Consider the following 14,039-nt stretch of genomic DNA (forward strand, 5'->3'; position numbering starts at 1 on the left):
CTGAGCTACGCCCACCATATAGCGCTACTTGTGCCAAAGCTGCCTAATGGCGCACCCGGCAGGACTCGAACCTGCGACCATCCGCTTAGAAGGCGGATGCTCTATCCAGCTGAGCTACGGGCGCCTTATTAATCTGTACTCTTGGAGGATTACAAACTAAGTGCTTCCAGCCTTACAGAACAGTGATTCTGCTTGACCTTCTTAACCAGTGCTAGGCTGTGCCCGACAAGTGCGACGAATAGTATAGAGCCCCCTGAAACCCGTCAAATCTTTTTTAAAAAAAATTCATTTTATTTAAGGAGTTAGGGCAATTTGCAGACCAACCGCCTTTGCCCTCACGTCTTAGCGTGCGAGAATGCGCGCACTTTTCTTCCCCCTCTCGATGGTTAATCACGCGTAATGACTGCACAACTTATCGACGGCAAATCAATCGCCGCCAGCCTGCGCCAGCAGATCGCCAAACGGGTCGCAGAGCGCAGCCAGCAAGGCCTGCGCACACCGGGACTCGCGGTGATCCTGGTCGGCAGCGATCCTGCGTCTCAGGTTTATGTCTCGCACAAGCGTAAAGACTGTGAAGAGGTCGGCTTTATTTCCAAGGCCTACGACCTGCCTGCGCAGACCACCCAGCAGGCCCTGACCGACCTGATCGACAGCCTCAACGAGGACCCGACGATAGACGGTGTGCTACTGCAACTGCCCCTGCCGGATCACCTGGACGCGTCCAAATTGCTTGAGCGCATTCGCCCGGACAAAGACGTCGACGGTTTCCATCCTTATAACGTCGGGCGCCTGGCACAGCGCATCCCGCTGCTGCGCCCCTGCACCCCCAAAGGCATCATGACCCTGCTGGAAAGCACCGGTGTAGACCTGTACGGTCTCGATGCCGTGGTGGTGGGCGCCTCGAACATCGTCGGTCGCCCGATGGCCATGGAGCTGTTGCTGGCCGGCTGCACCGTAACCGTGACCCATCGTTTCACCAAGGACCTCGCCGGCCACGTCGGACGCGCCGACCTGGTGGTGGTTGCCGCCGGCAAGCCGGGCCTGGTCAAAGGTGAGTGGATCAAAGAGGGCGCCATCGTTATCGACGTCGGCATCAATCGTCAGGAAGACGGCAAGCTGGTGGGCGACGTGGTCTACGACACCGCCCTGCCCCGCGCCGGCTGGATCACGCCGGTGCCAGGCGGCGTCGGCCCGATGACCCGCGCCTGCCTGCTGGAAAATACCCTGTACGCCGCGGAAACCCTGCACGATTAATAACCGCATGTACTGAAGAAGCCCCGCCTTATCGCGGGGCTTTTTATTAGCCGGAATAAAACCTGTTTTTTCTTTTGTTTTTAAGCACTTTCGTCTGGTTCTGTAAGAACATTCGACAGTTTCTGATCCATACTCCTAAAATGTAACGCCATTTATCAAAAACCCGTTTTCCTAACGGTATTTCTTACTTTTTAGCGAGTTCATCCGCGTGAAAATTCGTCTTTCCATCATCAGCCTATTTTTCGCATTCACAGGCACTGTCGCGCACGCCGCCGAAACCGCTCTGGCGCCCCGCGATCCTTCCAAACTGCAAATAGCTTCCGGCAGCGCCATGCTGGTCGACTTGCAAACCAACAAAGTCATCTATGCCAGCAACCCCGACGTGGTGGTGCCCATTGCGTCTGTGAGCAAGCTGATGACCGGCCTGATCGTCCTCGAAGCCAAGCAAAACATGGACGAGTACATCGATATCAACATCACCGATACGCCCGAAATGAAAGGTGTGTTCTCCCGCGTGAAGATAGGCAGCGAAATGCCGCGCAAAGAAATGCTGCTGATCGCCCTGATGTCCTCGGAAAACCGTGCCGCCGCCAGCCTGGCCCACCACTATCCGGGCGGCTATTCGGCGTTTATCGCGGCGATGAACGCCAAGGCCAAGGCCCTCGGCATGACCAGCACCCACTATGTCGAACCCACTGGCCTGTCGATCCACAACGTATCCACCGCTCGCGACTTGAGCAAGCTGTTGGCCGCTGCGCGCAAGTACCCGATGCTGAGCCAGTTGAGCACCACCAAGGAAAAGACCGTAGCCTTCCGCAAGCCCAACTACACCCTGGGTTTCTCCAACACTGACCATCTGATCAACCGCGCCAACTGGGATATCAAGCTGACCAAGACCGGCTTCACCAACCAAGCCGGCCATTGCCTGGTGCTGGTGACCAGCATGGGCAACCGACCAGTGTCGCTGGTGATCCTCGATGCTTTCGGCAAGTACACCCACTTCGCCGACGCCAGCCGTATCCGCAGTTGGGTCGAGACCGGTAAGGGCGGCGCGGTGCCGGATGTCGCGTTGCGCTACAAAGCCGACAAAAACCTGAAAAACCGCGCGAATGCCGCCGAGGTCCGGCGCTGAATAACACCGAAGAACCGATGGGAGGGGCTTTGCGCCCTGCCCCCATTGTTATCGGTGATCCGCCAAGACTTTAAGCGCCTGCGCTGCCGCCCGCTCCTGCCCGGCCTGGGCCGTGGCATCGGCCGCCTCGCGCCAGCGCTGCGCATCCACATTGGCCGGCAACTGGCTCGGGCGCTGGGTGAGGATCGCCCAATGTCCGGCACTGGCCCATTTCGATTCAAAATCGCTGAAGCTCATCAATAGCCGCCGGTCCATGCCCGAGCGCAGTAACACCGTGCTCTTTTGCTGATTGAAGCCCACCACCACGACATACCGCGCGTCGGACCAGAGCCCGCCGCCGAGGCGCGCCATCACCGGATAACCTGCGGCCACCTGCGCCAGCACGGCGGTCAACTTGGCCTCCAACGGGTACACCATCAGCCCATATTCGCGCGCCAATTGCGGCATCGTGCGCTCCAGGTTTGCCTCGCCGCCCGGCAAATGCAGCGGTTTATCCAGCAGCCCCGGTGTCATCACAATGCCTTGTTGCGACAGCATGCTGGCTAATGCAGCAGGGCCGCTTTGATAGACCTCGCTGCGAAAGGTCGGCACGCCATTGAGTTCGACCCGTTCAGGCAGGCCCGGTAGTTTTGAGGGTTGCCCGGCACACGCGGTGAGCCCCAGGGTGAAGGCCAGCAGCAGGAACGTTGGAAGATTCGACCGTAACCGCACTTTTCTACTCTCTTGATCAGCCGTCGGTGAGGGCGCTGATCATAGCCCAATCACGTTTGTGTCGGGCCTGGATATAGCGAACTCGTTGGACAGACACGACCATTGGTCAATAGCAGGCAACCGCCAGGTAGCTAGACTGTCCATTGAGAAGACTGTGTGTGCCCCCTGCGGGGCGAAGGAGGCCCAAATGAGCCTTGCAACAACGATTTTCCTGTTGATCTGCGGTTGGCTGGCGGTAGCCGGCGCCATGTTGTGGGGAGTGTTGCGCATTACCCGCCGGCACCATCACCCCCACGTCAAACCCGCCAAGCCTCACAAAGCGGTGGTGCGTCACGCTTAACCAGGCATGCAATTGAAGTCCTGTGTCGCCGCCACTTCGTGACCTTGTGCATCCTTTAGGGTTGCGCGTACGGTCATCCCCAGGCTGGACTCCACCAAGGTGTAGTGCTCGCCCGCCTTGAAATGCTTGTATTCGACACGACCCTGGCAGTCTTGCTGATTGTCGTCACCGGGTTCGTCTTCGAACAGCGTCACGTCCAAGCGATGGTCCCCCGGTGTCACCTCGAAGAAGCGTCCATCGTCCACGCGCTTGCCGTCTACACGTTCGGCCAGCAGGTCATTGGGCGCTTCCTCTTTAAGGCCGATCCAGGCCTCGCTCGGGTCCGCCTTGGGCATCGGCCCGGCACAGGCCGATAACAGCAATACGGCGCTCAGGGCGGGGATCAATAAAAACGGTTTGAGTGACATGGCAGCGCTCCTTGGATCGTACATTCGATGGGCTACAAGCTTGGGCAGCTGCCAGGCCTGGAACAAATGAAAGCCTATGAAACGATCTTCAGCGCTTACCTAAATGTTCCTTCACCTGGCTGAAAGGTGCGTGTTAGGTGGGTCGGGCAAGACTGCCGGGGTTTGCAATCCTCGCTCTGTTGGAGATCCACGCATGCTCGGGCTGGTAAAGACCGCACTGCACAAGCCGTACACGTTTATCGTGCTGGCCATAGTCATTTGCATCATCGGGCCGATGGCGGCCCTGCGCACACCCACCGATGTTTTTCCGGATATCGGCATTCCCGTGGTGGCTGTGGTCTGGCAATACAACGGTCTGTCGCCGGATGCCATGGCCGGTCGGGTGATCTACACCTATGAACGTTCCTTGAGCACAACCGTCAACGACATCGAACACATCGAGTCGCAATCGCTGCCCGGCATGGGCATCGTCAAGATTTTCTTCCAGCCTGGCGTGGATATCCGCACCGCCAACGCCCAGGTCACGGCCGTATCACAAACCGTGCTCAAGCAGATGCCGCCCGGCATCACGCCGCCGCTGATCCTCAACTACAGCGCCTCCACGGTGCCCATCCTGCAAATGGCGTTTTCCAGCCCGACACTGTCGGAAGCCAAGATCCGCGACCTGGTGCAGAACAATATCCGCCTGCCCCTCAGCGCCCTGCCCGGCCTGGCGATGCCAACCCCGATGGGCGGCAAGCAACGCCAGATCACCCTCGACCTCGACCCGCAGGCGCTGGCCGCCAAAGGCTTGTCGGCCCAGGACGTGGGCACGGCGCTGGCATTGCAGAATCAAATCATTCCGGTAGGCACCGCCAAACTCGGCACCGACGAATACACAATCCTGCTCAATAACAGCCCCAAGGCCATCGATGAGCTGAACAACCTGCCGATCAAGACCGTCGACGGTGCGCTGATTACCATCGGCCAGGTCGCCCATGTGCGCGACGGCTCGCCGCCGCAGACCAATATCGTGCGCGTCGACGGCCATCGTGCGGTGCTGATGCCGGCGCTGAAAAACGGCAGTATCTCCACCCTGTCGATCATCGACGGCATCCGCCAGATGTTGCCGCGCATCGATGAAACCCTGCCACCGTCACTCAAGACTTCGCTGCTGGGCGACGCCTCGGTGTTCGTCAAGCAATCGGTGGGCAGCGTCGCCCAGGAAGGCATCATTGCTGCACTGCTGACCAGCGCGATGATCCTGCTGTTCCTCGGCAGTTGGCGCTCCACGCTGATCATTGCGGTATCGATTCCCCTGGCCGTGCTGTCAGCCATTGCGCTGCTGGCGGTTACCGGGCAAACCCTCAATGTCATGACCTTAGGCGGGCTGGCGTTGGCGGTGGGGATCCTGGTGGACGACGCCACGGTGACCATCGAAAACATCAATTGGCACCTGGAACAAGGCAAGGCGGTGAAGGCTGCGATTCTTGATGGCGCCGCGCAAATCGTCGGCCCGGCGTTCGTCTCGCTGCTGTGCATCTGCATCGTGTTCGTGCCGATGTTTCTGCTGCAAGGCATCGCCGGTTATCTGTTCCGGCCGATGGCCCTGGCGGTGATTTTTGCCATGGCCAGTTCGTTCATTCTGTCGCGCACCCTGGTGCCGACGCTGGCGATGTTTCTGCTCAAACCGCACACACCGGAACAGGGCGCAGGGCACCATCCCGAAGACGAATTCATCAACCACCATGAGGGCGAGCAGCACCAGAAGCCACGCAATGTCGCGCTGCAGGCCGTGCTGAATTTCCAACAAGGTTTCGAGCGCCACTTCTCGAATATCCGCGACACCTACCATGGTTTGCTGACACTGGCCCTGGGCAACCGCAAGCGCTTTATCGTGGGTTTTCTCGCCTGTGTACTCGCCTCGTTCCTGCTGTTGCCCAGCCTGGGCCAGGACTTTTTCCCGGCAACCGATGCCGGTGCGCTGGCCCTGCACGTGCGCCTGCCGCTGGGTACGCGCATCGAAGAAAGCGCCGCCGCCTTCGACCGCATCGAAGCGCGGATTCGCGAAATCATTCCCGCCGAAGAACTGGATACCGTCGTCGACAATATCGGTATTCCGCTGAGCGGCATCGACATGGCCTATAGCAGTAGCGGCACCATCGGGCCGCAGGATGGCGATATCCAAGTCACCCTGAAAAAACACCACGCGCCCACCGCCGACTATGTGAAAAAACTGCGTGAAGCCCTGCCGCAAAGCTTTCCCGGCAGCCACTTCGCATTCCTGCCGGCGGACATCAGCAGCCAGATCCTCAACTTCGGCGCGCCGGCGCCCCTGGACGTAAAAATCTCCGGGCACAACGACGCCGAAAACCGCGCCTACGCGCTGGAGCTGGAACGCCGCCTGCAACACGTTCCGGGCATCGCCGATCTGCGCATCCAGCAGTCCACCGGCTACCCATCGTTACAGGTCAATGTCGACCGCCTGCGCGCCAACGGCCTGGGCATTACCGAGCGCGACGTAACCAACAGCATGGTCGCATCACTGGCCGGCAGTTCGCAGATTGCGCCGACGTTCTGGCTCAACCCGGCCAACGGTGTGTCCTATTCCATCGTCGCCGCCACCCCGCAATATCGGCTGGACAGCCTGCCGTCGCTGGAAGCCTTGCCAGTGACCGGCGCGAACGGCCAGTCGCAGATCCTCGGCGGCGTGGCAAGCATCTCCCGCGTGCAAAGCCCGGCGGTGGTGACCCACTACAACATCGAACCAACCCTCGACCTGTACGCCAATGTGCAAGGTCGCGACCTCGGCGGCGTGGCGCGTGACGTGCAAAAGGTGCTGGACGACACCGCGTCCATGCGCCCCAAAGGCGCAACGGTGAGCCTGCATGGGCAGATCGATGCGCTGCATGAAGCTTTCAGTGGGCTGAGTTTTGGCCTGCTCGGCGCGGTGGTGCTGATCTATCTGCTGACCGTGGTCAACTTCCAGTCGTGGGTCGACCCGTTCGTGATCATCACCGCCCTGCCGGCGGCCTTGGCGGGGATCGTGTGGATGCTGTTTCTCAGCGGCACCTCATTGTCGGTGCCGGCCTTGACCGGCGCGATCCTGTGCATGGGCGTGGCCACCGCCAACTCGATCCTGGTGGTGAGTTTCTGCCGGGAACGCCTGGCCGAACACGGCGATGCCTTGAAAGCCGCACTGGAGGCCGGCTACACGCGTTTCCGGCCGGTGTGCATGACCGCCTTGGCGATGATCATCGGCATGCTGCCCCTGGCCCTGTCCGAGGAGCAGAACGCGCCCCTGGGCCGCGCCGTGATCGGCGGCCTGATTCTCGCCACCACCGCCACCCTGTTGTTTGTACCCGTGGTCTTCAGCCTGGTCCACGGGCGTCACCCTACTCGCGCCACTGCTGGAGAAACGCCCCATGTCGTCTGATCAAAAACCCTCGCGCAAGCGCCTGATGCTCCTGGGTGTCGGCGGCCTGACCCTGGCCGCCCTGTTGGTCGCCAACGGCTTGCATGCCCGTACGCTGCACGCACAGTCGGTCAGCGCCTGGACACAGGCCGCTGCCATCCCCCATGTCAGCGTATTCCAACCGCAACACAATGCCGCCGGCGACACCCTGCGCCTGCCCGCGCACCTGGAAGCCTGGAGCACCGCACCGATTCATGCACGAGTCAGCGGTTACCTGAAGGACTGGAAGGTCGACATCGGCAGCCAGGTAAAGGCCGGGCAAGTGCTGGCCGAAATCGACAGCCCCGACCTCGATCAACAACTGGTCCAGGCCCATGCGCGATTGGTTCAGGAACAGGCGAACGCGCACCTTGCAGCGACCACCGCGACGCGCTGGCAAAACCTCTTGGCCAGCCATTCGGTATCGCGTCAGGAAGCCGATGAGAAAACCTCCAACGCGGCGGCGGCCAAGGCCAACGCCCAGGCCGCCGCTGCAGACGTTGCGCGGTTGTCGGCACTGCAAAGCTACAAGACCCTGCGCGCGCCGTTCGCCGGCACAATCACCGCACGCAATACCGATATCGGCCAGCTGATCAAGGCCGATACCGACAGCGATCCGGAGCTGTTCAACATTGCCGACACCCACCAGTTGCGCCTGTATGTACCGGTGCCGCAGAACTACGCCGCGGTTATCCATCCGGGCCTGGAAGCCGAGTTGAGCGTGCCAGAGCACCCCGGCATGCACTTCAAGGCGCGGTTGATCGGCGACTCCACCGCCATCGATCGGCGTTCCGGTACGCTGCTCGCGCAATTTTTCGCGGACAACCCCAACGGCGAACTGCTGCCCGGCGACTATGCCGAAGCCACCCTGCCGATCCCGGCGGACACCCATGGCGTGAGCATCCCCGCCAGTGCCCTGATCTTCCGCGCCCAAGGCACCCAGGTGGCGATGCTGGACGGGCACAATCATGTGCACCTGCAAAGCATCCATATCGGCCTGGACCTGGGCGATCGGCTGGTGATCGACCAGGGCCTCAACGCTGCCGACCGCGTGGTGGACAACCCGCCCGACGCCCTGCGCGAAGGCGACCCGGTACAACTGGCCGCCGCCGCCGGAGGTGCACATGCGCCCAAGGCTTAAACCGCTCGCCGCGCTGGTGCTGCTGGGCTTGCAAGGCTGCTCCATGGCGCCCGGCTACACCACGCCGGCGCTGGAGTTGCCGGCCCATTACCGCGAACAGACCAGCGCAGGCCCGTGGCATAGCGCACAACCCAACGACCAACTGGCAGCGCAGTGGTGGACGCTCTACCACGACGCGACGCTGGATCACCTGCAACAGCAACTGCTCCAGGCCAACCCGGACCTGGCGGCGGCGCTCGCGCACTTCGATGCGGCCCAGGCATATGCCAGCCAACTGCACGCGGGGCTGTTCCCACAGATCAACGCCAGCGCGCAGCCCTTGCGCCAGCGGCAGTCGGATTCGCGTCCGTTGCGGGGGACTACACAACCGTCGGTGTACAACAGCAACACGGCGGGTTTTTCGTTGAGTTACGACCTGGATCTCTGGGGCAGAATCCGCAACCAGGTCGCCGCCGGTGACGCCCAGACCCAGGCGTCCGCAGACGATCTGGCAGTGGCGCGCCTGAGCCTGCAACGCCAGTTGGCAACCTTGTACGTACAGCTCAATGGGCTGGATGCCCAGGCGCGCATCCTCAACAGCTCCCTGGAGGATTTCAGCCAAGCCTTGCAACTGACCCGCAGCCGCTACGAAGGTCAGATCGCCTCGGAGTTGGACCTGACCCGCGCCCAGAACCAACTGTCCGAAGCCCGCGCTCAGCTTGATGACGTACGCGGGCAACGCAACCTCATCGAACATGCGCTCGCAGAATTGATCGGTGTAGCGGCCAGTGACTTCACCCTAGCGCCCACTGCGCAACTGATTGCACTGCCGGCAATCCCCTCGCAACTGCCCAGCCAGCTGTTGCAACGTCGTCCGGATATCGCCGCAGCAGAGCGCCGGGTGTTTGCCGCCAACGCCAACATCGGCGTGGCCAAGGCGGCGTGGTATCCGGATTTCAGCTTGACCGGCTTGATCGGCGGGCAGACCCAAGGCGTTGGCAATCTGCTCTCGGCCGGCAATCGGTATTGGGCGTTGGGGCCGTTGGTGAACCTGCCGATCCTTGACGGTGGGCGCTTGAGCGCCAACGAACGCCAGGCCAAGGCCGAGTTCGAAGAGGCATCGGCGCAGTATCGCAGCCAGGTGTTGAAGGCCGTACGCGAGGTGGAAGACAACTTGGCGCAACTGCGGGACTTGCAGCAGCAAGCGCAGGATGAACAGGCGGCGGCGGACGCGGCGCAGCATACGCAATCATTGGCGATGAACAGCTACCAGGCAGGCGCCGTGAGTTACCTGGATGTGGTCACCGCGCAAACTGAGGCGTTACAGGCGCAGCGGACATTGCAGGCAGTGCAGACACGCCAGTTGCAGGCGAGCGTCGGCTTGATCACCGCCCTGGGCGGCGGTTGGCAGCCTGGAGCTTGATCGGGGGCAAAGGCACAGCTCGGTGATGTCGGTTAATGATGCTGTGAATGGAATAAAGCCATCGGGGGCAAGCCCCCTCCCACATGGGTCCCGCGCCAGACACACGATGTATGAACACCGCAGAAACGCATGTGGAAGGGGGGGTGCCCCCCGATGGCGGTGAATCAGCTACTGAAATATCAGGTTCAAGCCGCCCTCCACACTAATCCAGTGTCAGACACATAATGTATAAGCGCCACCGAACCAATGTGGGAGGGGGCTTGCCCCCGATGGGGGTGAATCAGCTACTGAAATATCGGGTTCAAGCCGCCCTCCACACTGATCCTGTGTCAGACACATAATGTATAAGCGCCACCGAACCAATGTGGGAGGGGGCTTGCCCCCGATGACGGTGAATCAGCTACTGAAATATCGAGTTCAAGCCGCCCTCCACACTGATCCTGTGTCAGACACATGATGTATAAGCGCCACCGAACCAATGTGGGAGGGGGCTTGCCCCCGATGGCGGCCTTCCAGACACATCCTGCCAAAAGCCTGCCCCTCAACCTCCTGCTCACCGATCTAGCCTCTCAAAGCACATCTAAAGAGGGGCCAAGGAATGGCAGATCTACCCGCTTCACACCGCCTGCGCATCGGCCGCTTCAGCGAGCCGGGCCGCATCTACCTCATCACCACCAATACCCACGAACGCGTACCGATATTCAGCCATTTCCACCTCGGTCGCCTGGTGGTCTGGCAATTTCGCTTAGCCCAGTACCAAGGGCTGGCCAACTCTCTGGCATGGGTGATCATGCCGGACCATTTCCATTGGTTGCTTGAACTGAAAAAAGGCTCGCTGGCGGACTTGATGTGCCAGGTGAAGTCAAAAAGCACCAGGACCGTCAATGGCGTGAGTGGTCGCAAGGGCCGGCTCTGGCAAGAGAGCTTTCATGACCGGGCCCTGCGAAAGGACGATGACTTGGTAAAAATGGCCCGGTATGTGGTGGCTAATCCATTGCGAGCGGGTCTGGTCGAGCGGATTGGCGACTACCCACTGTGGGATGCCATCTGGGTTTAACGTCATGCACAGTCCAAATGTGGGAGCAAGCCCCCTCCCACATTTTTTACCCGCATTTCAAGCGGCGAGTTTGCCGCTGGCGATGGCGGCTGAAGCGGCCACCATGGCACGCAACAACACCGCACACCCCGCCGCCAAATCATCCGGCGCGGCGTTCTCGATTTCGTTATGGCTGATGCCGCCTTCGCACGGGACGAAGATCATCCCCGCCGGGCCCAGTTCGGCGACGAAAATTGCGTCGTGCCCTGCCCCGCTGACGATGTCCATATTCGACAGGCCCAGGGCGTTCGCCGCGTTACGCACCGCCTCGACGCAACCTTTGTCGAAGTACAACGGCGGAAAGTCAGCCGTGGGTTCCATCTCGAAACTCAACCCGTGTTTGGCGCAGGTGTCTTCGATCACCTGGCGCACCTGGGCAATCATCGAGTCCAAACGCGCCGGTTCCAGGTGCCGGAAGTCCAGGGTCATGCGCACTTCGCCGGGGATGACGTTGCGTGACCCCGGATAAGCCTGCAGGCAACCGACGGTGCCGCAGGCGTGGGGTTGATGCCCCAGCGCCGCCGCATTCACCGCCGCCACCACCGCTGCCGCGCCGACCAAGGCGTCCTTGCGCAGGTGCATCGGCGTCGGCCCGGCATGGGCTTCGACGCCGCGCAGCTTCAGGTCAAACCACTTTTGCCCGAGGGCGCCGAGTACCACGCCGATGGTTTTTTTCTCATCCTCCAGAATCGGCCCTTGTTCGATATGCGCCTCGAAATACGCGCCGACTTTATGCCCGCTCTCGGGACGAGTTCCCGCGTAGCCAATCGCGTTCAACGCCTCCCCAACACTGACGCCCTCCGCGTCAACCTTGGCCAGGGTATCGGCCAGGGTGAATTTCTCGGCGAACACCCCGGAGCCCATCATGCATGGCGGAAAGCGCGAGCCTTCCTCGTTGGTCCACACCACCACTTCCAGCGGCGCCTCGGTTTCGATCTTGAGGTCGTTGAGGGTGCGCAGCACTTCCACGCCGGCCAGCACACCAAAGCAGCCATCGAACTTGCCGCCGGTAGGCTGGGTGTCGATATGGCTGCCGGTCATCACCGGTGGCAGGTCCGGGTTGCGCCCTGGGCGACGGGCAAAAATATTGCCGATGCCGTCGACGCTGACTGTACAGCCAGCCTCTTCGCACCACTGCACGAACAGGTCGCGGGCCTTGCGATCAAGGTCGGTAAGGGCCAGGCGACACACGCCGCCTTTGGGCGTGGCGCCCAGTTTGGCCAGGTCCATCAGCGACTGCCACAGGCGGTCACGGTTGACATGCGGGTGGGCCGATTGCAGAACGTCGAGGGCAGCGTTCATGGGGATCTCCTCAGGCTGTATTTGTTATGAATTGACTTTGACGACAACCGGGCTGGCCCCGCGCTTGGCATTCAGGCCGTAATACAACAGCCCGCCCAACGCCGAGCCGGTGAACCAGCCATAGCTGTAGAACCAGCTGAACGCATCGCTGCCCAAGGCCAGCAAGGTCAGCACCACCGGTACACCAAAGGCGATAAACCCGCTCCAGTTCCACGCCGGATACACGTCATCGCGGTACAGGCCGGCCAGGTCCAGTTGTTGTTTGCGGGTGATGAAATAGTCCACCACCATGATCCCGGCGATCGGCCCCAACAGGCTCGAATAGCCCAGCAGCCAGTTGGAATACACGGTCTCCAGGCTCACATCCGAAACGATCAAGCCGAGCTTCTTGAGCAGTTCATGGGCCATCAGCGCCAGCCCCACCAGGCCGGTGAGGATCACTGCGGTGGTGCGGTTGATCAGTTTGGGCGCGATGTTCTGGAAGTCGTTGGTGGGCGAAACAATGTTGGCCGCGGTGTTGGTGGACAGCGTGGCGATGATGATCAGCGCCATGGCAATGGCCACCCACACCGGGCTCTGGATATGGCCGATCAGCGTGACAGGATCAGACACACTCACCCCCACCAGTTTTACCGAAGCGGCGGTCATGATCACGCCGAGGGCGGCGAACAGGAACATGGTCAGCGGCAGGCCGAAAATCTGCCCGAGGATCTGGTCCTTCTGGCTCTTGGCATAGCGGCTGAAATCGGGAATGTTCAGCGACAAGGTGGCCCAAAAGCCCACCATCGCAGTCAGGCCGGCCATGAAATAACCGCTCAGGCTCGCGCCTTCGGGGCGCTTGGGCGGGATCGCCATCAATTCGCTGATGGACACATTCGGCATCGCCCACACCAACAAGCCAATGCCCACCGCCACCAGCAGCGGCGCCGACAGGGTTTCCAGGCGCTTGATCGACTCGGCGCCGCGCAGCACCACCCACAGGTTCAAGGTCCAGAACATCATGAACCCGATCACTTCACCGGTGCCGCCCAGGGCCTTCCAGCCCTCGAAAATCGAGCCCAGGAACAGGTGAATCGCCAGGCCGCCGAACATGGTCTGGATGCCGAACCAGCCGCACGCCACCAGCGCGCGAATCAGGCACGGCACGTTGGAACCGAGGATGCCGAACGAGGAACGCAGCAGCACCGGAAACGGAATGCCGTACTTAGTGCCGGGGAACGCGTTGAGGGTCAGCGGCAACAACACCACGATATTGGCCAGCAGGATCGCAATCAGCGCCTCGCCCACCGACAAGCCGAAATACGCCGTCAGCACCCCACCCAGGGTGTACGTCGGCACGCAGATCGACATGCCGACCCATAGCGCGGTGATATGCCATTTGTTCCAGGTTCGTTCATGCACCTTGGTCGGTGCCATATCGTGGTTGTAGCGAGGGCTGTCGAGGACGTCGGGGCCGGCGTCGAGTTCGTACAGGCCGTTGCGCTCAATGACTTGCGATCTGTTCTGTTGCATGGCCGCTCCACGGTTTTTTCGAATTATTGTTGCTCACCCCCTGCAACGCAGGAGATGGCCGGAGTACCTCGTAAACAACATGACATCACAGGCCCGGCCAGCCGCCACTGCACTCAATATTCGTGCCGTTGACCGCCGCTGCGCCCTCACCGCTTATATAACGTGCTGATGTTTATCAACTTTCCGATTGAGCCCCGGTTACTTGCTGCTGAATTCAATCAGGCATTACGCAAGTTGCCCGAACCAACCGGACCCAATCTGGTGCAACACAAATATTTTCATTTTTCATTCCCGTCAAGCGGCATATCT

The 14,039-nt window shown here is 61.0% G+C and carries 11 protein-coding genes and 1 tRNA gene; 7 read left to right on the forward strand and 5 right to left on the reverse strand.

Annotation, left to right across the window (positions count from 1 at the left end; translation table 11 throughout):
- Positions 1 to 47 precede the first annotated feature (47 nt).
- Positions 48 to 124, reverse strand: a tRNA-Arg gene (locus tag YA0848_RS01435).
- Positions 125 to 399: 275 nt separating this feature from the next.
- Here YA0848_RS01435 and folD point away from each other — a divergent pair.
- Together folD and pbpG are read left to right on the forward strand one after the other, a co-directional pair.
- The gene (folD, locus tag YA0848_RS01440; RefSeq protein ID WP_034098858.1) at positions 400 to 1,254 is read left to right on the forward strand and encodes a bifunctional methylenetetrahydrofolate dehydrogenase/methenyltetrahydrofolate cyclohydrolase FolD; all 855 of its coding nucleotides are present in this window, start codon (positions 400 to 402) and stop codon (positions 1,252 to 1,254) included.
- 208 nt (positions 1,255 to 1,462) lie between these two features.
- Positions 1,463 to 2,386: a D-alanyl-D-alanine endopeptidase gene (pbpG, locus tag YA0848_RS01445; protein WP_034098860.1), complete on the forward strand. Its 924-nt coding sequence runs from the start codon at positions 1,463 to 1,465 to the stop codon at positions 2,384 to 2,386.
- 48 nt (positions 2,387 to 2,434) lie between these two features.
- Here pbpG and YA0848_RS01450 read toward each other — a convergent pair whose 3' ends face one another.
- The gene (locus tag YA0848_RS01450; RefSeq protein WP_034098862.1) at positions 2,435 to 3,097 is read right to left on the reverse strand and encodes a peptidase C39 family protein; all 663 of its coding nucleotides are present in this window, start codon (positions 3,095 to 3,097) and stop codon (positions 2,435 to 2,437) included.
- Positions 3,098 to 3,284: 187 nt separating this feature from the next.
- Between YA0848_RS01450 and YA0848_RS01455 the strand changes: the two genes are divergently transcribed.
- Entirely contained in the window at positions 3,285 to 3,437 is a 153-nt protein-coding gene (locus YA0848_RS01455) for a hypothetical protein (RefSeq protein WP_167389900.1), read from the forward strand.
- Here the strand turns inward: YA0848_RS01455 and YA0848_RS01460 are convergent.
- Complete coding sequence (locus YA0848_RS01460; RefSeq protein WP_034098864.1) at positions 3,434 to 3,844, reverse strand: PA0061/PA0062 family lipoprotein; 411 nt, start codon at positions 3,842 to 3,844, stop codon at positions 3,434 to 3,436. The genes YA0848_RS01455 and YA0848_RS01460 overlap by 4 nt on opposite strands.
- A 193-nt stretch (positions 3,845 to 4,037) precedes the next feature.
- Between YA0848_RS01460 and YA0848_RS01465 the strand changes: the two genes are divergently transcribed.
- The 4 genes from YA0848_RS01465 to YA0848_RS01480 all read left to right on the forward strand — a co-directional run bounded on the left by YA0848_RS01465 (position 4,038) and on the right by YA0848_RS01480 (position 10,877).
- Entirely contained in the window at positions 4,038 to 7,259 is a 3,222-nt protein-coding gene (locus YA0848_RS01465) for an efflux RND transporter permease subunit (RefSeq protein WP_169903429.1), read from the forward strand.
- Positions 7,249 to 8,418 carry an efflux RND transporter periplasmic adaptor subunit gene (locus YA0848_RS01470; RefSeq protein ID WP_169903428.1) on the forward strand — a complete coding sequence of 390 codons (1,170 nt, stop codon included), beginning with the start codon at positions 7,249 to 7,251 and terminating at the stop codon, positions 8,416 to 8,418. The genes YA0848_RS01465 and YA0848_RS01470 overlap by 11 nt, the downstream gene beginning before the upstream one ends.
- Positions 8,402 to 9,820, forward strand: a complete 1,419-nt coding sequence (locus YA0848_RS01475) for an efflux transporter outer membrane subunit (protein ID WP_169903427.1) — start codon at positions 8,402 to 8,404, stop codon at positions 9,818 to 9,820. Before YA0848_RS01470 ends, YA0848_RS01475 begins: the two co-directional genes overlap by 17 nt.
- Before the next feature lie 598 nt (positions 9,821 to 10,418).
- Positions 10,419 to 10,877, forward strand: a complete 459-nt coding sequence (locus YA0848_RS01480; protein WP_034115379.1) for an REP-associated tyrosine transposase — start codon at positions 10,419 to 10,421, stop codon at positions 10,875 to 10,877.
- A gap of 57 nt (positions 10,878 to 10,934) precedes the next feature.
- Here the strand turns inward: YA0848_RS01480 and YA0848_RS01485 are convergent, their stop codons facing one another.
- Entirely contained in the window at positions 10,935 to 12,218 is a 1,284-nt protein-coding gene (locus YA0848_RS01485; RefSeq protein ID WP_034115380.1) for a Zn-dependent hydrolase, read from the reverse strand.
- Between the two features lie 24 nt (positions 12,219 to 12,242).
- Positions 12,243 to 13,730 (reverse strand): NCS1 family nucleobase:cation symporter-1, encoded by a 1,488-nt coding sequence (locus YA0848_RS01490; RefSeq protein WP_034115381.1) that lies wholly within the window; start codon positions 13,728 to 13,730, stop codon positions 12,243 to 12,245.
- Between the last annotated feature and the right edge of the window lie 309 nt (positions 13,731 to 14,039).

The sequence above is a fragment of the Pseudomonas sp. S4_EA_1b genome (assembly GCF_016307435.1).
Classification (GTDB): Bacteria; Pseudomonadota; Gammaproteobacteria; order Pseudomonadales; family Pseudomonadaceae; genus Aquipseudomonas; species Aquipseudomonas rhodesiae.

Coding starts and splice junctions, on each gene's coding strand:
- folD (WP_034098858.1), top strand. CDS start 400: ATGACTGCACAACTTATCGACGGCAAATCAATCGCCGCCAGCCTGCGC.
- YA0848_RS01455 (WP_167389900.1), top strand. CDS start 3,285: ATGAGCCTTGCAACAACGATTTTCCTGTTGATCTGCGGTTGGCTGGCG.
- YA0848_RS01460 (WP_034098864.1), bottom strand. CDS start 3,844: ATGTCACTCAAACCGTTTTTATTGATCCCCGCCCTGAGCGCCGTATTG.
- YA0848_RS01465 (WP_169903429.1), top strand. CDS start 4,038: ATGCTCGGGCTGGTAAAGACCGCACTGCACAAGCCGTACACGTTTATC.
- YA0848_RS01470 (WP_169903428.1), top strand. CDS start 7,249: ATGTCGTCTGATCAAAAACCCTCGCGCAAGCGCCTGATGCTCCTGGGT.
- YA0848_RS01475 (WP_169903427.1), top strand. CDS start 8,402: ATGCGCCCAAGGCTTAAACCGCTCGCCGCGCTGGTGCTGCTGGGCTTG.
- YA0848_RS01480 (WP_034115379.1), top strand. CDS start 10,419: ATGGCAGATCTACCCGCTTCACACCGCCTGCGCATCGGCCGCTTCAGC.
- YA0848_RS01485 (WP_034115380.1), bottom strand. CDS start 12,218: ATGAACGCTGCCCTCGACGTTCTGCAATCGGCCCACCCGCATGTCAAC.
- YA0848_RS01490 (WP_034115381.1), bottom strand. CDS start 13,730: ATGCAACAGAACAGATCGCAAGTCATTGAGCGCAACGGCCTGTACGAA.